This window comes from Pectobacterium odoriferum (assembly GCF_009931295.1).
Lineage (GTDB): Bacteria > Pseudomonadota > Gammaproteobacteria > Enterobacterales > Enterobacteriaceae > Pectobacterium > Pectobacterium odoriferum.
This window is the reverse complement of the sequence record NZ_CP034938.1, coordinates 2,346,979-2,368,150: the sequence shown is the minus strand read 5'-3', so window position 1 is coordinate 2,368,150 and position 21,172 is coordinate 2,346,979. Positions and strand designations below refer to the sequence as shown.

The 21,172-nt window shown below is 58.2% G+C and carries 6 protein-coding genes; 1 reads left to right on the top strand and 5 read right to left on the bottom strand.

Annotated elements, in window-relative coordinates; all coding sequences use genetic code 11:
• Positions 1-36 precede the first annotated feature (36 nt).
• The 4 genes from EO763_RS10470 to EO763_RS10455 form a co-directional block, all read right to left on the bottom strand.
• Positions 37-423 carry a hypothetical protein gene (locus EO763_RS10470; protein WP_010295556.1) on the bottom strand — a complete coding sequence of 129 codons (387 nt, stop codon included), beginning with the start codon at positions 421-423 and terminating at the stop codon, positions 37-39.
• The gene (locus tag EO763_RS10460) at positions 420-14,336 is read right to left on the bottom strand and encodes a hemagglutinin repeat-containing protein (protein ID WP_244322076.1); all 13,917 of its coding nucleotides are present in this window, start codon (positions 14,334-14,336) and stop codon (positions 420-422) included. Before EO763_RS10460 ends, EO763_RS10470 begins: the two co-directional genes overlap by 4 nt.
• Positions 14,333-17,989: a two-partner secretion domain-containing protein gene (locus tag EO763_RS23590; protein WP_244322075.1), complete on the bottom strand. Its 3,657-nt coding sequence runs from the start codon at positions 17,987-17,989 to the stop codon at positions 14,333-14,335. Before EO763_RS23590 ends, EO763_RS10460 begins: the two co-directional genes overlap by 4 nt.
• Positions 17,990-18,058: 69 nt before the next feature.
• Positions 18,059-19,723: a ShlB/FhaC/HecB family hemolysin secretion/activation protein gene (locus EO763_RS10455; protein ID WP_161528906.1), complete on the bottom strand. Its 1,665-nt coding sequence runs from the start codon at positions 19,721-19,723 to the stop codon at positions 18,059-18,061.
• A gap of 340 nt (positions 19,724-20,063) precedes the next feature.
• Between EO763_RS10455 and EO763_RS10450 the strand changes: the two genes are divergently transcribed.
• A complete protein-coding gene (locus EO763_RS10450; RefSeq protein WP_161528905.1) occupies positions 20,064-20,729 on the top strand; it encodes a GntR family transcriptional regulator in 666 nt (221 codons plus the stop codon).
• 20 nt (positions 20,730-20,749) lie between these two features.
• Here the strand turns inward: EO763_RS10450 and EO763_RS10445 are convergent, their stop codons facing one another.
• A complete protein-coding gene (locus EO763_RS10445; protein WP_161528904.1) occupies positions 20,750-21,172 on the bottom strand; it encodes a type III secretion system chaperone in 423 nt (140 codons plus the stop codon).

Sequence of the window (21,172 nt, the reverse complement as noted above, 5' to 3'; positions counted from 1 at the left end):
GATCCCGACCACTATACTGTGGCCGGGAGATTTCAATTATTTTTTTGGTATATAGTCAGGATCTTCTTCATCACTATCCCAAAATTGATTTGGTACTGCATACTCTCTATCTTTTATTACAGGACACCATCCAAAATCATTATAGAAAACATAAAGATCAACTACTTCATAACTATCTTTTGTCTTCTTGTTTAACGTTATTAAAGCAGGTTCATCGTGAGTATAAACCCCGCCAGCTCTTGCTATTGCGCGCTCTTCTAAAAGTTGTCTATCCCATTCACGCATAATCCCCGCCGTGCATGGAACAACTGTAGAGAAGATGACTTCGAACTTATCAGACACTTTAATGGTGCATGGTATGTTCTTCTGTTCTGATAACAGTCCAGTAATCAAATTATCTGGGAAATTAATTTCTAATATCATTTTTGCCAACTTTTAGGGACAACAACGTCCCCTGTAAAATTTTTCTCGAATGTGCTAACAGGGCTAAAATATTGCTTCCCCCAAGGATCCCTTATTGCTACAACTGATATACCGTTTCGTGTTGTAACGCCATCTACAACAACGAAGTGTGAAAAACCACTACCTCCGGTTTTATCAGCAATACGGGCAATAACAGGTGCACCATTAGCAGTATAGCGAGATAAATCGCTAACGCCTCGGTTACTCCATGCGGCAGCATTAACCCCTTCCGATTTTAATATATTGGAGACTTGTAATGATGATATTCCACCAGGAGTAGGAGGTGTATTGGAGATCAAACTGACAATATCCACGGGTTTTCCCATTGTATCCAACACCATGCCGCATGAATTGTGACCACATGTCGGTAATGTTCCTTGATTGACGACAGCCCTATCACCATTGCGCGGAAGAGCGTCATCTAATAACGGGTGCCTATTGCCAGCCATTCCTGCAACATCATCTGTTGCATTAATAACTGTACCTTTTCCTGTAGGAGTTGTGGCAGTTGATTTTCCTCCCGGCAGTACTTTCGCTGGCACCAGTGTGCTGCCCAGTGCCGCCGCAAAATTCTCGAGTGCTTTTTGGTCTCCATTCCAGGCTTTCACAACATTGGTCTTGATGCCTTCCCACGCATCACCATTCATGATGCCATTCAGCACTTTCGCTGCCGCCGCATCTTTTTTAGCCATATCACTCTGTGCCTGACTACAGTAACTATCTCCGGTAGCACAGGTAGCTAGTACAGCTATCAAATCAAACGCCGTATCGCCGCCAAGCATCGCTAAATCGCCGGTTTCAGTAGCAACATTGACCAGACCATTTGTAAGCTGGGAAGCGGTATTCTCCCCCAGTTTTTCCCTGATCTGCTCTTTCCACCATTCCGCACTTTCTTTTACTAACTGACGCGCCTTATCACCACTTAGTGAGTTATTCTCCACCGCATTGCGCCCAGACTGCGCGCCGCTGGCGGCAGACGCCGTGCTGTTGCCTGCCAGACCGGATACCAGCCCGGAGGCCAGCGTGGAAAGTGCGCTGACTGACTGTTTTTCTTCTTCCGTCAGGTCGTTTGCCGTCTTGCCGGGGTATTGATCGGCCATGATGGCACGGGCGATCAGTTCACCGCTGGAGGCACCGATCGCCCCCGCCGCCGCATCCTGACCCGACAGTTGAGCGACCACAGCCCCCACCACCGCGTGCGCCATCGCGTTGGCTGCGATATCCGACGCCGTGATTTTGCTTTCATCCTTCGGTATCGTGACATCTTTCACCAGCTGTGCCAGATATGGCGATGCACCGCTGGCAATCGCTTTCTGGATGTCCCCACCCGCCAGTGCCTGAATCGCCGCCGTCGCCGCCTGTGCCGCTCGCTGGAAGTCACTGCCCGTGCCGTATTTCTGCATCTCGGCTTTGTAGGTCGGCGATTCTGTCAGCGCCTTTTTATAGTCCTCCCACATCGCGACCGAATCACCGTCCTGCGGACGTTTGACTTTGGCGTCGCCCTTGGCTTCTGCCGCTTTCTGCGCTTTCAGCTCGCCTTCCGTGCGCACGATATCCATCACCTGCGCGCCGATTTCACCAATCAGCTGCGCCTGTTTCAGGCGTTTCTGCTCTTTCTCTTTGTTAAAGATCGGGCTGAGCGCGTTGTTCGCGTGCTCAACGTCACGGCTCAGCGTGGTGATATCCTGCACCTGTTTCGCCGTATCCCGCAACAACAAGGTGCCGTCGCTCACCGCCGCATAGGTGGTGCTGGCAGCATTACCGCTGTTACCCAGCGACATCAGCGCCGACGGCACGTTCATCGCCAGCGTTGAGAGCAGGCTACCGCTCATCGATGGACTGGCGCTAAAACCTGCGCCGCTGTGCTCCACCTTGAATTCGGCTTTGTTGTTGAGCCCGCTCCAACCCAGCGTCCCCGTTTCCAGCCGATTTTTCTCTGCGCTGGCGGTGGAGCCAATTACCGCGGCGTCAAGCTGGGTATGCTCACCGGTTTTTATACCAAATCCGTCTTTACCCGCAAAGAGCCCTGTCTGTTGTTGCACACTGTCATAATTGCTGTGCATCTTGTCTTTACTGAGGCTGATATAGCCGCTACCGCCCCCGCCGCCCCAGGTAAAACTACCGCCCGCTGAGCCACTAACCTGTTTAGAATCATACCGGTCGCTATCCTGCTGACTTTGCAGCAGCAGATTTCGTCCGGTATCGACATCAATGCGCTCGCCGTTCACCTGCGCGCCAATCAGTCGCGTATCACGTTCGCTTTTCAGCGTGACGTGGTTACCCGCATCCACCGTCGTTTCTGACCAGCTATTGCCTGTACCGGTTTCCCGCCCTTTCGCCGCATTAACGTTGGCGAAAATGCTGAGCCCCGCACTCCCGTTACTCAGTCCCAGGCTGATGCCGATATTTCCGCCGCTGCTGCTGTTTTTACCGCTGATCTCCTCGCTGTTACGGGCTGAGAGCAGGTGAATATCCTGCGCCGCGTTCATCATGACGTCGCCGCCCGCCTTAAGCTGGCTGCCTGCGACTGTGATATCCCCGGTACGCGATTCGATGCCAATATCACCCGCCGCATTCAGCGTCGAACCAAAGCTCTGTTTCTGCTCGCTGGTCTGGCTGGAGCGTGAGTTTTGCGCCCCGAGAGAAATACTGACGCCAACAAAAGACGCTTCCCCCTTGTTGTTCAGCTCGGACTGGCTGCCCTGATAGGCCTGATACCCAGACAGCCCGGCCTTCATGCCCTGCAGCAGCGCCAGTCGGCCATCACTTTCACTTTTCGCCGCCTGAATGCTCTGCACCGCACTGTTGAGCGCCGAACCCACCACGCCAGACAGCGCTACGGTCAGACCCGCGCTTTTCTGCTCAAACTCCTGCTGCTGTTTGCGCGTGTCATAGCCCGGATCGAGGGTGACGTTGTTGCCTTGCAGGAAGATGTCTTTTCCGGCCACCATATCGGTGCCGCTGATCGTGACATCGTTCCCAGCCTTCACCGTCACCGAATCGGTCGTGCTGCCAAGGGTGCTGATGCTTTGACTTTGTGTCGCCGCCTGATCGCGCAGTTTCTGGCTGGTCGAGGTTGAACCGATGGTAAAACCAATGCCGCCGCCGCTAAACAGGCCGCTTTTTTTCTTGCTGTGCTCTTCATAATTCTGGTAGTTCTCTACGCTGGCAGCGGTGTTGACGTCATGATTCGCCAGCAGCGTGACCTGTTTGTCACCGACCACTGAGGAGCCTTGCAGGTTGATATCCTGATTGGCCGCCATCGTGACACTGTCACCCGACAGCAAACTGCCTTTCTCATTGGTTTGCAGCGTTTCCTGCAGCGTATGCGTCACCGTCTTCGAGAAGGCCTTTTTCTTGACCTTCGTTTCTTCAAAGAAGGTGTGCTGCGTTTCCGTGGCCGACAGCAGGTTGATGTCGTTGCCCGCCTGTGCCGTCACCGCACCGCTCGCCACACCCTGAGCCGCCTGCAGGTTGATATCTCTGCCCGCCTGCAGGTTCAGGCCCTTGCCCGCCGTTAATTCGGTACTCTGTTGGGTGATGTTTTGCTGCCAGTCGGCGTGACGGTTCCACCAGTTGCCGCTGTAGGTCTCTTCCTCTTGAGACAGCAGGTTGAGATCGCGTCCGGCCGCCAGTGTCGCATTGCCTTTGGCATTCAGGCTGGCCGCTTCGGACAGCACATCCCGTCCGGCCACCAGATTCAGATCGCCCCCGCTCAGGAGTTGGCTGTTTGCCACGTCCTGCGTGCGGCGCTGCGCGGTACTGCCGCCCTGATACAGCGTCTCTTTCAGCGTGTCCTGTGCAGTCAGACGAATATCATTACCCGCCGCCAGCGTCAGCGCCGTACCGCCGGAAAGCGAACTGGCATCGATCTGAATATCCTGACCCGCCACCGCTTTCAGCGCGCCGCCCGCATTAACAGTGCTGCCCTGCACCGCCGTGCTCAGCGAAGTATTGCTGCTGCCCCAGCCGATATCCACGCGGTTATTGGTCAGCGTCAGCGCCTCAATCGCGACATTGCCTTTGGCGTTCAGCGCCATGTCCTGTCCGGCATTGAGCGTAGCCGCCACGTTGCGGATATCCTTGCCCGCGCTGAGCGTCAGGCTGTTGCCCGCGACGATCTCGGCGGTTTTGCCCAGTTCAGTGAAGACCAGCGATCCGGTGCCGCTGCGTGAAGCCGTCGGCTGTGCGGTCTGGAAGTTGCGGCTTTCGGTTCGGTTGATGATATCGCCGTTGATGCTGGCGAGCTGCAGCGTGTTGCCTTCAATCCGGCTGCCGCTGTTGGTGATATTGTTGAGCGCCACCAGATTCAGGCCGCCGTCTGATTTGATCAAGCCGCCTTCGTGGTTATCAATCTTGTCGCCGCTGGCGATCGCCAGCAATTCAACGGCCTTGAGCGTACCGCTGTTGGTGACGCTGCCGCCCGCGTTCAGCTCAACCTTGTTCGCGACAATCGCGCTGCCCTGCAGGTTGCTTTTATCCGCCTGCGCCAGATACAGCTTCGGTGCCAGTACGGTCTGCCCGTTGACCTCGATATTTTCCCACCAGACCAGACTCTGGCTGAGATTTGCCACCTGATCTGGCGTCAGGCTGACGCCCAGTTGCAGGCTCATGCCTTTCTGCGCCGCGGCCGCGTTATCCAGCAGCATTTGCATCTGTGCCAAATCGGAGCCGGTGCCGTTCAGGTGACGCTGCCCGCTCTGTTTCAGCACCGCCTGGCTGATGTAGCGGGTATCAAACTCCGCATCCCCGAGGAAGCGGTAATCGTGGTCTGCATCCAGTCCCAGCTTGTCCAGCAGATAGGACGACCCCAGCACGCGGTCGGCCTGCGTCCACTGTGAACGCGTCTCGACCGGCACCACCGTGGACGGTTGCTGCCCCAGCAGCGTCTGCAGATCGCTGAACAGTGCGTTATCCACCTGCCCCAGCTGTTCCAGTTTGGGGTTGGTGTGGATTAGGTAGCGGCTGTCCGCATTCGGGTCAACAACCAGCAGCCCGTTATTGCCCGTCGGCAGCGGATAATCGGCAAGCGGGTTGGTGCTCAGGTTTTGCAGCCCGTTACCGATGGCGCTCAGCAGCGCGGCGGCAGAGAGAGGTTGTGGCGCAGAAGGCGTAGCGCCGCCCGGCAGAGTGTCTGCACTGACCGTCGGCTTCGGTGCGTCAATCGCCGCCATGCCCGGTGTGGCCAACGCAGCAGGCGCATCCACCGTGCCCGCTATCGTGACGCCCGCCGCGGCGTTGTCCACGTTAACCGGCGTCAGGCTATTCCCAGCATCAGGCCGTTGGCCTGTCGACGTCAGCGCAACGGCATCGGGGTTGCTGACGTGACCGGAGGTAGAAGGCTGTAGCACCACTGGGTCGCCGGTATTGAGCGTCAGCGACCCGCTGGTATTCGGTGACGCGATTACCGCGCTGATGTTGCCCGCCTGTGCGCCCGCTTGCAGCGCGGTGCCCGCCTGCGGCGTCAGTGTGACCGCAGCGGGATTGTTCACGTGACCGGAAGTCGAAGGCGATAACACCACGGCGTCGCCAGTATTCAGCGCCAGCGGCCCGGTGGTATTCGGAGCCGCAATGACCGCGGTGATGTTGTCAGCCTGTGCGCCCGCTTGCAGTCCGGTGCCCGCTTGCTGCGTCAGCGTCACCGCTTTGCCCGTCGCCGCCACGCCTGCGGCATTGCCTGACAGTGCAGCCTGTCCGCTGTTCGTTTTGGTGACGTCTACCGCACCGGTATTAAACGACGAATCCTGACTGGCCAACTGGCGCGTGGTCTGCTTCTGCAAGGGTGACAGCGTGGTGATGGCATCCAGCACTGGTTTGGTGGACGCAGGCATAAACCCGCCACTGCCCGGTTGCAACGTGGTATTACTGAGATCTTGTTTAATGTCGGCGGTAATGGTGCCGCCCGCCTGAATTAACGCGTTATAGCTTTCGCCAACGGTTTTTTCGGTGGTTGGGGTGCCGACTAGGATGTACCATATTGTATTGCCTGATATATCCACCGCATATCTGTATTTTCCGCTCGCCACATCATTATCGCCAGTCGGAAAAGCAACGGGGCCAGGGTTGATCCCCCTTTCTACATATATGGCGTCATAATATCTATAAGTAAGATATTCATTTAATGAACCAGTATAATATGAAGTGTTATTTAATATTTCTCCTTTAATAGAAATATCGTTATTTGCAACTATCTGAGATGCATTGTTAATTAAATTTTGAGTGACGAGTGATATGTTACCAACAGCTTTTAGCTCTCCTTCTCTACCTTGAGAGACTACTTTTTCTTTTTTGCTCTGGGTTGCTACTTTTATATATTCTAAATGTTCATAGGGCGCATACATAAACCAGTATTGAGAACCAGGGAGGGTTTCCCCCACCCTACTCACATAAACGCCATAGTCTTCTTTGTTAAACCACTCAATGGGAATATAAGCATCTGTTTTCCCCGCCCAATCAGGCACAGATTCGGCCGTCAATTCACTCTCCGTAACTACAAATCCCTCACGCTGATTGGTCAGCGTGCCGGTGTTAATGGTGATATCGCCGGCTTGGGTTTCAATGGTGCCGCTGCTGTTGAGCAGCGAGGTGCTGGCGTTACCCTGTGCATCACGTTGCACCCACAGGCTGTTGCCTGCCAGAATGGTGCCGAACACGTTGGTCAGGGAATCCGACAGCAGGCGCATATTGCCGCCCGCATACAGCATGCTGCTGTTGTGTAACACACCGCCGGCCTGCACCAGCAGGTCACCGGTGGTGCCTATCAGCCCTTTGTTATTCAGCGTGTTATCGCTCACCAGTGCCAGATTACCGCCGGTCTGAACGCTACCTGCTTCTGCCTGTACAATGTCTTTTGCGCTGATCCGCGAGTCTCCGCCGCCTGCCAGAATGCGACCCTGATTGGTCAGCGTGCCGGTACTGGTCAACTGGACGGATTGACCCTGCAGGGTGCCCCGCTGGTCGAGGTCGCCCGCCACGTTCAGCGCCAGCTGTTGCCCAGCGGCCATGGTTTGCGTGAAGGTCAGCGGCCCGGTGAGTTCAGCGCTCAGGTTGCCCAACGCCACCAGTTGCCCGTCCTGTTGCAGTTCCTGGGTTTTCAGGCGCAGATCCTGCGCGCTGTAGAGCTTCGCCCCCTGACGGTTAATCAGGCGCTGCGTCTGCAGCGCCAGCTGTGTCAGACCCAGCAGCGTACCGTGGTTGTCCAGCTCGTCGGCGATAATCTCCAGTTCACCCGCCTGCACCAGCCCGTGATTCACCCACTGCGGAATTTTCAGCGTCAGCTTATCTTGCACCATCAGGCTACCCTGCTGGGTAAACTGCGCCGTGTTGACGGCCAGCCCGCGCCCCTGCAGCCAGCCGTGGTTATCTACCGCCGCCGCGTTCAGCGTGGTGGTGCCGTCAGACAGCAACTGCCCCGCCTGCTGGTTGACAATCTTCTCTTTTCCATCCAGTTGCAGCGCGGCGGTGCCCTGTACCGTACCGCCGTTGGTGATGATGCTCCCCGTCAGCGTAGTGGTCGCGGCGTTGATGTCGCCCTGATTATTCAACGCGGCCGCCTGCACGCTCAGCGAGCCATCACTGCTTAAACGCGCCTGCGCAGCATTGCTGAACTGGCCGGCGACGGTGGTGTTAAGCGCACTATCGCCACGCAAAGTACCGTGATTAGTGAGTTCATCGGCACCCAGCGTCAACGTGCGGCCCTGCATCTGTCCACGGTTAGTGATGTCATGCGCCGTCAGGTTCAGTTGACCGCCGCTAACCAGTTGGCTGCCCTGCGCGCCCTGATAGGCACCGGTCAGCTGCAGCGTCCCGCGTTGGACGCCCAGCAGATTGCCCTGCTGATCGAGATCGCGGGCGGTCAGCCGTAACTCGTCCGATTGCCACAGCCCCTGATTACTCAGCGCGCCGGTCGTGAGTTCGCCCACACCACCGCTGAGCAACCGCCCCGTCGCCAGGTTATCGACGCGGTCAGTGAGATTCAGCGTAAAGCCGCCGACACCCGTCAGCGTGCCGCCGTTCTCCAGCGTCGCGCCGGTCAACGTCACCGCGCCCTGTGAGAACAGCTCACCCTGATTACGTAACTGGTCGCCGTTGAGCGACAGGCTGTTCAGCCCCGCGACGGTACCGCTATTGCTGAACGTATCGCCGTTCAGCGTCAGCGTACCCGCCTGCCATAAACCGGCGTTATCTGCCTGTTTAGCCTGGAGCGTGGCCGCCCCTTTGCTGAGCAACTGGCTGCTTTTATCGCCGACATAGCGCAGCACGTCGAGCAGGCGCAGCGCGTCGGTGCCCTGAATGCGGCCCTGATTCTCCATCTCGCGGGCGCGCAGTTGCAGGTCACCGGCCTGTAATGCCCCGGCGTTGCTCAGCATGCCGCTGTCGAGACGGCCAGCGCCGTTGGTCAGCAGTTCCGCCCCGGCACGGTTAATCAGTTCATCCCGGTTTGTGACCGTCAGGCCGTTGCTGCCCAGCACGCGCCCGCCATTATCCAACGTGCCGGTGGTCAGGCTCAGCGTGCCCGCGACTATCTCACCGCTCTGGCTCAGGTGGTCGGCCGTGATAACGGCGTCGCCGTCGCTCAGCAAACGAGACAGGGCGCTTCCCTGATAGGCGTTCAGTAAATCAAGACGCAGCCCGTCCTGACCGAGCAGCGACCCGCCGTTTGTCAGGTTGTTCGCCGTCAGCGCCAGCGTATTGCCCTGCCAGAACCCGTCGTTAGTGACATCACCAGCCTGCGTCTGCAGAGCACCGTTGGTCAGCAGTTGACCGGTGCCGCCAACCGTCAGGCCATCGCGCAGTTCCAGTGTGATGCCACGCTCACCGATAACCGTGCCGGTGTTGTCGAACGCACCGCCGTTCAGCACTAGCGCACGGCTTTCCCAGCGTCCGCTATTGCGCAGTTGGTTGCCGCGCAGCGTCAGCGTATCGGCAGTATGCAGCAGGCCCGTGCCCTGATAGTCGCCGTCAAGCGTCAGCGCGCCGTCGGCAATAATATTTCCCGCGTTGTTTATCGCACCACTGTCGAGCGTCAGCTTACCCACGCCGGACACGGTGCCCTGATTGTCGAGCAGGCTGGCGCTCAGCCAGCTGTCGCCGCCGGAGAGTAACGTGCCCTGATTGGTTAACCGGCTGGCCGGATTAGCGCGGTCCAGCGCGATGGCTAACCCGTGGTCCCCCTGCATCCGCCCGCGGTTGGTCAGCTGCTGCGCCTCAAACGTCAGGCGGTCTGCCTGCGCATCGCCGTCGTTTGCCGCCGTCGCCGCGCGTAAAACCGCCAGTCCCTGCGACAGGAGTTTCCCATTCTGCTGGTTGTTCAGGTCGTGGATGGCAGTCAATGACAGGGCGTTGAGACCAAAAATCTGCCCACTATTGGTCAGGTCAGCCGCCTGCAGCGTGATGTCGCCCGCCTGCCACTGCCCGTGATTATCCACCTGACCCGCCGTCAGCGTGCTGGTGCCCTGGCTCAGCCACTGACCCTGATTGCGTGCCGTCCCCGCAATCGCCAGCGTCAACGCATCGACACCAAGCATTTTCCCCTGATTATCCAGCGTCTGCGCGTCCACCTTCAGCGCCCGCGCTTCCAGCGTGCCCTGCTGGTCGATATGGTTCGCCACCACGCCCAGCGTGGTGCTGCCGCTGATAAGCCCGCGGTTATCCAGTTTATTACGCACATTCAGTTGCAGATCGTCCGAGCCCAGCATCTGACCGTGGTTGAGCACGTCCGCCGCGGTGATGCCTGCTCGTTGGCTGGTAAGGTCACCGGTGTTGGTTAGGGTGCCGTCCAGCGTCAGTTGCAGGTCGCGTGTGCCGTTCAGTTGACCGTCGTTGGTCACATCGCGGGCGGCAATGGCAAGCGCCTGGCTGTTCAGCGCGCCCTGATTATCAAGATGATTGCCGAGATCCAGCGTCAACCCGTTCACGCCCGTCAGGGTGCCATAGTTGAATACGTCCCTGGCCTTGAGCGTCAGCGCGTTACTGCTGATGTCACGCGTATTATTCAGCGCACCGTTCAGATGTAGATTCAGGCTGCCGACGCCGGTGATCGTGCCGTGGTTGGTCAGATCGCTGGCGTTCAGCGTCACCGCCGCCCCGTACAGCGTACCAGCATTGTCGAGGCTCTCGTTTACTGTAATGTCCAGTTGGTCGAGGCCGTTGATTTTCCCGCTGTTGTCCAGTCTGTCGGCCTGTGCGGTCAGTTGATAGCTGTTCAGCGTGCCCTGATTGGTTAACGCGTCATCCAGCGTCAGTTGAAGACCGTCAACGCCGGTGAGGGTGCCTTCGTTAGTCAGCGTACGGGCAGCAATAGTGCCGAGCTTGCTCCACAGCGTGCCCTTATTGTGTAATTCGCCGTTTGCCAGCGTCGCCTTCAGCGAGGTATCGCCCTGAATATGGCCGACGTTGGTCAGTTGCTGTGCGTCCAGCGTCAGGCTGTCCGCCTGCCACTCGCCCTCGTTGCTCACCTCGGTCGCGTTCAGCACCGCCATGCCCTGCGTGAGCAGTTTGCCGGTTTGCGCATTGCTCAGCGTATTTTTCGCCGTCAGCGTCAGCGCCGACAGTCCCAGTAGCCGTCCGGCATTCCCGACGTCATCCGCCGTCAGCGCCAGCGTGTTGCCCTGCCAGAACCCGTCGTTCGTGACCGCTCCCGCCCGTGCTGATAACTCACCGTTAGTCAGTAGTTGGCCGGTGCCGCCGACTGTCAGGCCGTCACGCAGTTCCAGCGTGATGCCGCGCTCACCGATGACCGTGCCGGTGTTGTCGAACGCACCGCCGTTCAGCACCAGCGCCCGACTTTCCCAGCGTCCGTTATTGCGCAACTGGTTGCCGCGTAACGTCAGGGTATCGGCAGTATGCAGCAGGCCCGTGCCCTGATAGTCGCCGTCAAGCGTCAGCGTCCCGTCAGCAATCACGCTGCCCGCATTGTTTATCGCACCACTGTCGAGCGTCAGCTTACCCACGCCGGACACGGTGCCCTGATTGTCGAGCAGGCTGGCGCTCAGCCAGCTGTCGCCGCCGGAGAGTAACGTGCCCTGATTGGTTAACCGGCTGGCCGGATTAGCGCGGTCCAGCGCGATGGCTAACCCGTGGTCCCCCTGCATCCGCCCGCGGTTGGTCAGCTGCTGCGCCTCAAACGTCAGGCGGTCTGCCTGCGCATCGCCGTCGTTTGCCACCGTCGCCGCACGCAATACCGCAATACCCTGCGACAGGAGTTTCCCATTTTGCTGATTCGTCAGGCTGTTGGCGGCGCTCAGCGACAACGCAGTGAGACCAAAAATCTGTCCACGGTTGGTCAGGTCAGCCGCCTGCAGCGTGATGTCGCCCGCCTGCCACTGCCCGTGATTCTCAACCTGATCTGCCGTCAGCGTGCTGGTGCCCTGACTCAGCCATTTGCCCTGATTGCGGGCCGTCCCCGCAATTGCCAACGTCAGTGCATCCACGCCCAGCATTTTGCCCTGATTATCCAGCGTCTGCGCGTCCACCTTCAGCGCCCGCGCTTCCAGCGTGCCCTGCTGGTCGATATGGTTCGCCACCACGCCCAGCGTGGTGCTGCCGCTGATAAGCCCGCGGTTATCCAGTTTATTACGCACATTCAGTTGCAGATCGTCCGAGCCCAACATCTGACCGTGGTTGAGCACGTCCGCCGCGGTGATGCCTGCTCGTTGGCTGGTAAGGTCACCGGTGTTGGTCAGGGTGCCGTCCAGCGTCAGCTGCAGGTCGCGCGTGCCGTTCAGTTGACCGCCGTTGGTCACGGCGTTGGCGGTAATGGCCAGTGCCTGGCTGTTCAGCGCGCCCTGATTATCAAGATGATTGCCGAGATCCAGCGTCAGCCCGTTCACGCCCGTCAGGGTGCCGTGGTTGACGACGTCATTGGCCTTGAGCGTCAGCGCATTACTGCTGATGTTATGCGTATTATTCAGCGTCCCATTCAGATGTAGATTCAGACTGTCGACGCCGGTGAGCGTGCCGTGGTTGGTCAGGTCGCTGGCGTTCAGCTCCACCGCCGCCCCGTACAGCGTGCCACGGTTGGTGAGGCTATTATCGGTTGTCAGTTCAAGGCGGTCGAGGCCGTTGATTTTCCCACTGTTATCCAGTCTGTCGGCCTGTGCAGTCAGTTGATAGCTGTTCAGCGTGCCCTGGTTGGTTAATGCGTCATCCAGCGTCAGTTGAAGACCGTCAACGCCGGTGAGGGTGCCTTCGTTAGTCAGCGTACGGGCAGCAACAGTGCCGAGCTTGCTCCACAGCGTGCCCTTATTGTGTAATTCGCCGTTTGCCAGCGTCGCCTTCAGCGAGGTATCGCCCTGAATATGGCCGACGTTGGTCAGTTGCTGTGCGTCCAGTGTCAGGCTGTCCGCCTGCCACTCTCCCTCGTTGCTCACCTCGGTCGCGTTCAGCACCGCCATGCCCTGCGTGAGCAGTTTGCCGGTTTGCGCATTGCTCAGCGTATTTTTCGCCGTCAGCGTCAGCGCCGACAGTCCCAGCAGTTGGCCGGCATTCTCGACGTCATCCGCCGTCAGCGTCAGTGTCTTCGCCTGCCATTGTCCACGGTTTTCCAGTCGGTTGGCGGTCAGCGTGCTGTCGCCCTGACTCAGCCATTTTCCGCTGTTACGCGCCGTGGTATGGATCGCCAGCGTCAGCGCATCCGCGCCCAGCATCGTGCCCTGATTGTCCAACGCACCCGCCTGCACATGTAGTTGGCGGCTTTCGAGCGAACCTAATTGTTCGACCTGACTCGCCTCAAGCTGCACCCGCTGACTGCCGCTCATCAGGCCGCTATTGCGCACCGTCTCCTGCAGCGTCAGGTGCAGCGCGTCACCGGAGACCTCGCCCTGATTGAACAGGTCAGTCGCTGACAGCCCCAGCGTCGCCCCATAAAGCTGGCCATGATTGGTCAGGCGGTCAGCAACGGTCAGTTGCAGTGCATCAATGCCGGCAATCTCACCGCCGTTAAACAGGGTATCGGCCGTAATCGCTGTCCGCTGCCCCAGCAGCGTGCCCTGATTATCCAGCGCGTGCCCTTGCAGTTGGATAGCGTTCGCCTGCCAGCGCCCGCGGTTGGTGAGCGTCGCACCAGACCAGTCCAGCGCCCCGTCCGTCTGCAGCGTCCCGCTGCCCTGATAATTGCCCGCCAGTGACAGCGAGGTGACGGCCAGCACGGTTCCGGCATTCTCCACCGTCTCGCCGATAAGGGTTGCCGCGCCGTTACTGGCGAGTGAGCCCTGATGGGTTATCTGCGTCGCGCGCAGCTGCGTGTCGCCTCCAGACACCAGTGTGCCGCGGTTGTCCAGTACACCGTCTGTTGCTCCGCCACTCTGGCGTGAGGATGACGCGTTGAGTTGCTGAATATCTGCCGCCAGCGACAGAGCCATCGGCAGGAATGCGTGCTGGCGCGCAGCGCTCGCAGGCGCGACCGTGATGTCGATATCGCCTTCGGCCTGAACCCGTCCCACGTTGGTGAAACTGGCCGTCTGCAGCGTCAGGTTATCTGCCTGCCACTCGCCGTGGTTCTCTGCCCGAGCAGCCTGTAACACCGCCGCGCCCTGCGTAAACAGTTTCCCACTTTGTTGATTGTTAAACCCGTTTTGTGCGGTTATGAACAGCGCGTCAATTCCCAGCAGTTGCCCAGCGTTGGTGACCTCATCCGCGTCAAGCAAGAGGGACCCGGCCTGCACCAGACCGCTATTGTCCACCTGCCGGGCAGTAACCATGCCGTTGCCCTGCGTCAGCACATTACCCCTGTTCGTGACCGTGCCCACGATGGCGAGCGTCAGCGCATCCACACCCAGCATCTTGCCCTGATTGACCAGTGATGCGGCGTCCAGCGTGACGGTTTTCCCCTCCAGCGTGCCCTTCTCGCGCTGGTTGACGTCGCCAGCCGTCACCGCCAGCGTGTTGCTGGCGCTGATCCCCCCGCATTCTCCAACTGACCAGTGAGCGTGAGCTGCAAAGCGTCCGTCCCGACGATGCCCCCTCGGTTATCGAGATCGGTTGCCGTGACACCCAGCGCACGACTACGCAACGCACCAGTATTGTAAAGGTTGTCGCTGAGCGACAGCGTTAACGTATCGACACCAGTGATGTCGCCGTGGTTTGTCAGTTGATCCAGAGACAGTGCAACCGTATTGCCCAGCACCGTCCCCTGATTGGTCAACGTCAGGCCTTGCAGGGACAGCGCCCGGCTTTCCCAGTGCCCGTGATTCACCAGCGTGTCGCCGTGCAGCGTCAGCGTACCCGCCGTATTCAGCAGGCCGCGGCCCTGATAGTCGCCACGCAGCGACAGTCCTGTCGCCGCGACCACTCGCCCGTCGTTAATCAGCGACGAGCCAGTCAGTTCAGTGCGCCCCAGGCTGGACAGCGTGCCCTGGTTATCCATCAGACGTGCGAACAACGTGGCGTCTCCGCCTGTAGTCACGGTGCCACGGTTAACCAATGTGCCTTTGCCGTCAGTGGTGGGCAGCGTCAGAGATAAGGACTCATCCCCCTGGATCTGCCCGTCATTGGTCAGATTCTCTGCCGCCAGCGTCAGAGCTTTCGCCTGCCATTCGCCGGCATTGACGGCATCCGCCGCCGTTAACGTCGCTACGCCCTGAGACAGCAGTTTACCCGCTTGCTGGTTGGTAAGCCCGTTTGTGGCCGTCAGCACCAGCGAGGACACACCGAGGATTTTCCCCGCGTTATCCAGTTCATTCACCTGCAGCGCGACATTTTTCGCCTGCAAGGTGCCCTGATTATCAAACTGGTGTGCCGATGTGGTGCTGTCGCCCTCGCTCAGCAGTTCCCCCTGATTCGACAGGTTGCCGGTTATCGCCAGCGTCAGCGCATCGGTGCCGTGAAGCGTGCCCTGATTGTCGAGTTGTGCCGCTTCCGCACGGAGCTGGTTACCTTGCAGCGTACCAGCGTTATCCAGACTGCCAGTTAAGAAGAGCGACAGGTTATTGATACCGCTCATCGTGCCGCTGTTGTTGAGTGACTCACCGTCTGCCGTCAGGGTTAACGCCTGCAACGATCCCCGGTTCTCGGCCTTCGTGGCCTGAAGGCGCAGCGCCTCCCCGCTGAGCCAGTCGCCGCTATTGGTAAAGGTATCGGCGACAGTCAGGTTCACCGCGCCAAGCGCCTGTGCCTGCCCGCTGCTGGTGAGGGTCGTCGCCTGAATAGCCAGTGCATGGCCCTGCAACGCCCCGGCATTGCTGGCGACATCGCTGTTAATCGTCCAGTTTCCGGTGGCCAGCAGGCTGCCGCGGTTGTCCAGTTGCGTAGCGGTAATTTGTCCGTCGCCGGTAATACTAGTCTTGCCCGCGTTAAGCCAGCGCTCAGCATTCAACAGGAACTGCTGCGCCTGAATCGCGCCATCGGTCTCCACCTGCCCCGCGTTCACCGTCAGGTCGGTGCCCGCCAGCAGCGTGCCGCGAGCGGATTGCGTCAGTGAACGTGTGGCATCAAGCTGCAGCGCGTTATCGGCCTGCAATGTGCCCTGATTGGCGAGCGTGCCAGTATGCAGCTGTAAGGCGGGGGCTGTAATCGTACCGTCATTGCTGAGACGGTCAGCGGTAACCTGCAGGATGTGACCGGACTGCATCAGGCCGCGGTTATCCAGCGTGCCACCCAGCGTCAGCGCCAGTTTTTCACCCGCGCTGAGCGTGCCACGGTTCACCAGACTGCCACCGTGCAGCGCCAGCATCTGTTGTGCGTTGAGCGTGCCGTGGTTTTCGATCGTCTGGCTGGTCAGGTCAAGTGCGTTTGCCGTGACGTCGCCCTGATTGGTGAACTGGGTGGCCTGCGCAGTCAGCGCCGTGGCCTTCAATGTGCCGCCGTTGGTGAGGTGGTCGGCCAGCAGAAACAGCTGATTATCCGTCAGAATGTTGCCCTGATTGTTCAGCACCGTTTGCAGTTCCAGTTTCACCTCGTTACGGGCGCTGAGTAATCCGCTGTTGTCCAGACGCTGCGCGTTAACCGTCAACCGTTCGGCCGCCGCCAGCGTGCCGCTGTTCGTCAACGCGTTGCCGCTGAACGTCAGCCCCTGCAGCGCGGCAATATCGCCGCGGTTGTCCAGCGCATCCAGCGTCAGCGTGAGGCTCTTCCCTGCCAGCGTGCCGCGCTGTACCAGACGTCCGCCGTCAACGACCAGCGCATTACCGGCGGTCAGGTTGCCCTGCCAGTCGCCCTGCTGTGTGACGCGCACGGTGGCATTGTTCTTCGCCTGAAATTGCGCACTGCCGGTGCCGTTAAGGGTAGTCGCCTCCAGCCGCACCGCTTCAGCGCCCGCGCTGCCTGCCAGCGACACGGTGTCCCCACGCATCTCAAGCACCGACTCCGCCCTGAGGCCGCTTTGCGCATCCTGCTGCAGCGATTGCCCTGCATCGATCGTCATTTTGCCGGCGGCAAGCTGGGTAGCCGCAAGCGTGACGCCGTCACTCTTTATCGATAATTGATTCGCTGACTTGACCTTGCCCTGCGCATCGACGCCAGCACTGATGACGCTGTTTTGCGCTTTCAGCCCGCCACCCGATGCCAGCTCGATATTTTGTCCAGCACGCAGCGTCGCGTCTTGCAGCGTGATATCCTGTCTGGCTTTCAGGGTCAGGGCGTCGCCCGCCTGCTGTTTGCCCTGCAGCGCCAGTGCGTCTGCGTCGGCCTGAATAGCGCCCTGCGCCACCGCATCGCCGAGGCTGAGTTTACCGTTCGCCGACAGCGTGATATCGCCGCTGCGCGCGCTCAGATTGCCGACGTTAACGCCCACGCCTTTATCACTGGACACCAGCTTGATGCGGTTGGTGTACATGCCACCCAGCGCGCCCGTATCCAGCGCGACTTTCACATTACTGCCAGCCACGCCGCTGTCCGCCGCCTGTGCCGTCACCTTGCCCGTCGCGTCAACCTGATTAGCCCCCAGCACAATCCGGGTATCGTTGGCATTCAGCCCGGCATCAATCTGCGCGGTGCGGGCTATCAGGCTGAGGTAGTCGCTCTTGCTCGCATCCAGCCCCTGCCCGGTCAGCGTGATATCGCCGCGCTTCACGTCGATATGTTGCAGGTTCCCCTGCGCATCCAGCTGTGGTTTTCCGGTGGTCAGCGTCACCTGCGGGGTGTTGATAAAGCCGCAGCCGTCGCAGGTAATGCCGTTCGGGTTGGCAACAATCACGCTGGCCTGCTTACCACCGACTTCCAGGTAGCCCGCCAGCGTACTGCGGTTGGTGGAGACCACTTCGTTGATAATGGCGTCGGCGGCTTTGCCTTTCAGATTGGGGTTATTTTGAATCAACCCACCAAGCTGGGTCGGATTGAGCTGTTCCGTGCCGTTATTCAGGATCAGGCCGGGTTTGTCGACGTTAAAATCGCGGTACTGGTTGTGGGAGATCCCCGCGCTGTTTGGCGTGGCGATATTAATGACTGGTACGCCGTTGCCGGCCTGATCCAGCGCGGTATTGCCCGTCGCGACCTGCACGCCCGCGGCCATCGCCGGCAGCAGCGGCTGAAACGCAATCAGATGGATCAGCGTATACGCCAGCAGGCGCTGTGTGGTTTTTACTGGTTTCATCCCTGATCCCCGGTCTTAACGACTCACAATAAACAACGAAAATTGAAAACAACTAATTGAAAAAGAATATTAAAAAGAAAGCCCAACGCGGTAATACACCACGGCACTATCCGGTTGTAGCCAGTCGGGATGTGCCAACGGCCAGCCAACCGTGATTTGTTGTGATAGATATTGGTTTGCGACACCCACGCCTACCGCCGCGCCCCACAGCGTACCCGCCGATTCGCTTTCGGCCTGATGCGAGAAGAGGTGCCCGCCGTCCACCGCCGCCGTCAGGGTGACGCTGCCCAACTGCGGCAACTGCGCCGCCCGCCAGTTGACTTCGTTGCGCCAGTAGCCACCGCGATTACCTGAGAGATACTGCTCTTTGAAACCACGCACAGAGGTTTCCCCGCCCAGCGTTACCTGTTCATTGCCATACAGGCGCTGCGGTGAATACTGGCCGTAGACGTTGGTGAGGTAATGAAGGTTGTCAGCAATCGGGTAGTAATAACTAGCCGCCAGCGTCACCTTGTTAAATTCGGCGCGCAGCGCATCATCAGATTTCCCTTCATCGCTTTCCGCGCCGAACCAGCGCGTTCCTCTGCTGTAAGCCGGGTTGAGCGTCGCCAGCCCGCCCCACAGTTTCTGGCTGTGGTTGATGCCGATAATCGCGCTGCTGAGTTTACGGCTGCTGGATTGCAGCAGGACATCGTTGAGGTAGTTCTTTCCGATACGGTGCGACAGGCCCGCCGAGAGGCTGGTTTTCATGTCGCCGTTGCGAAACACCACGCGTGACAGCGTGGCGCGGTGCGTCTGGCTGTCGCCGGTTGAATGCCAGACAAAATCCCGGTTGATGAAATCGTTGCGATAACGGCTTTGGGAGTAGTCGTAGCTGAGCGTCCAGTAACCATAGGGCAGCGACACGCCCGCCTGTAAGCTATCGACATTGCGACTATCGCGAAACTCGCTGCTGTGCCCGCCGTTGACAAACCACTGGTCGGCCAGCCCCAGCACGTTATCCGCCCACAGGCCGCCGCTGAGCTGCCGTTCTCCGGTACTTTTCTGTCCGCTATTATCAAAACCGATATTTGCTGTCAGCGGAATTTGCTTTTTACTGGTAAGGTTCACGATGGAATAGCCGGGCTGGCTGCCGGGCTGAATTTCGATGCTTACCTGCTGCGTCGGCATGCGGTTGAGCTGTTCCATGCCCTGCTCAATATCCCGGAGATTGAGAATGTCACCTTCCAACCCCGGAAAAACCTGTTTTAATGCCCACGTCGATTGATTATTCATATTAATAGATTCGAGACGGCCTTCCAGAATATCGATCTGCAATACGCTGCCAGAAAGATCTTGCTCAGCAATAAAGGCTCGGCTAGTGATATAGCCCCGCTCGATATACCAATTACTGACGTCATGAATCAGCTGATTTATATCGTTAACATTAAGACAACGATTAATATAATCTTTATTTAACTTATTTTTATCTTTTTCACGCAGCAGAGAACTATTGTGATAATTAATATCTTTAATGAAAAAACAGTGTCCGGCATCGCTTCCGCTCGTTGGATTTATCGTCGTTTGAGGTTGATTTAACTGCAATAATTCATCGCGCTGTTGCCGAGACTGATCAATTACCTCCGCCTGCCGCTGCTGAATGTCATTTCTGTCTGCCGGATTAAGCGGCGCGGAAAATACGGTATAAGAAAATAGCGCAGGCATGATAACAATCAGCCTGAAAAAACCACGCATGGCTTCATCCCTGATGATAATAATTTTTTCGGCATAGTAGAACCGTTAATTACCAAGCTCAATATGTCAGGTAATATATAATTTTATGACAATCGGTTTGCGTTAAGTCGCGATAAAATGTTTCCTTAACCAATAATTTTAGGTTGGTTACACTTCGTCATACAATGCTGCGTATTTCATGACCTTTTCCTGTCGATTCTTCACCCGTGCGATATCTCACGCCCCATAGCGTCGTTGATGCATCATATTGTATATTAACGCCTCATCGCCGCGGGTCGTTGCGGTATCACCCCACATCTCTATCTCATTACGTTGCGCAGCGCTTCTCTCTGGGGGAACAGTGAATTATCCAATTGGTCAGATCAATCACAGCTATCTGGGCTCCAGCGTTTATACCATGCTGCGTGAGGCGTTAATTACCGGCCAACTCAAACCGGACGATCGCCTGAGAATACGGGAGCTTGCCGCACAGGTTGGTACCAGCGTCACGCCAGTACGAGACGCGATCCTGCAACTGGCGAAAGAACAGGCGCTGGTGCTCAAGACGCCACGCGATATTCGCGTTCCTCAATTGACCGAGACCCAGTTTATTGAGATCCGCACATTGCGGCTGGCGCTGGAAGGCACGGGAGCCGAGCAGGCTGCTGCACACATTACGCCGAAGATGCTGGAGCAGATTGAAGAGAATATTCGCCAGAATCGTCTGGCGATTGACGAGAAAAATCTACGCGAAGCGCTGCGGTTAAATAGCGAATTTCACCTGTTCCTGGCGCAGGCGGCGCGTATGCCGCTGTTGACGCAGTTTATCGGCAGCCTGTGGATGCGTACGGGCCCGCTAATTGCGCAGGCCTATGCGCATTTTTCCGTACAGATGGCGATCGAACATCACGAAGAGGTCTTCGCGGCGCTACAGCAGCGCGATGCCAGCGCCGCTCGACAGGCTATCCAATCCGATATTCTGGACGGCAGCGAAACGATGCTGGCTTTTATTGCTATCGACCAATAGCGTGCCGTGGCTCAATCACGTTATGCCGCGATGAACCGTGGTAATAAGCCGCGAATCAGCAGTCGGGTCTCTTTGGCCTGGCTGATAAAGGCAGGCAGCAGCGCAGTAAAGCTCGGTTCGTCCAGCGATTCTGCGGTGTGCTGAGTGCACAAACGCAGCGTCGAATTCTCATCCAGCGCCAGCCAGCAGCCTTTCATCGCCGCCATTTCAAAGTTAAGCATCAGCATGAACTGGTACACTACCGTGCTAACCTCCCCCTGAAAGCGCATCACATCGCTGTGTAATAGCAGCACGTCGCTGCTGGCAGGGACTTCCAACACCACCGCCTCCTGACCGTCAGGTTCGCGTAGCGCGCAGATGCCGTCCTGCAAGCCCAACTGAGTACGGCTGAGCGCACCGTAATGGCGTAATAGCCGAGTAATATGCTGTTGTGTGGGTGTCAT

Bases quoted from the DNA above. Each gene is read 5' to 3' on its own strand.
- EO763_RS10470 (WP_010295556.1), bottom strand. From the start codon at position 423: ATGATATTAGAAATTAATTTCCCAGATAATTTGATTACTGGACTGTTA.
- EO763_RS23590 (WP_244322075.1), bottom strand. From the start codon at position 17,989: ATGAAACCAGTAAAAACCACACAGCGCCTGCTGGCGTATACGCTGATC.
- EO763_RS10455 (WP_161528906.1), bottom strand. From the start codon at position 19,723: ATGCGTGGTTTTTTCAGGCTGATTGTTATCATGCCTGCGCTATTTTCT.
- EO763_RS10445 (WP_161528904.1), bottom strand. From the start codon at position 21,172: ATGACACCCACACAACAGCATATTACTCGGCTATTACGCCATTACGGT.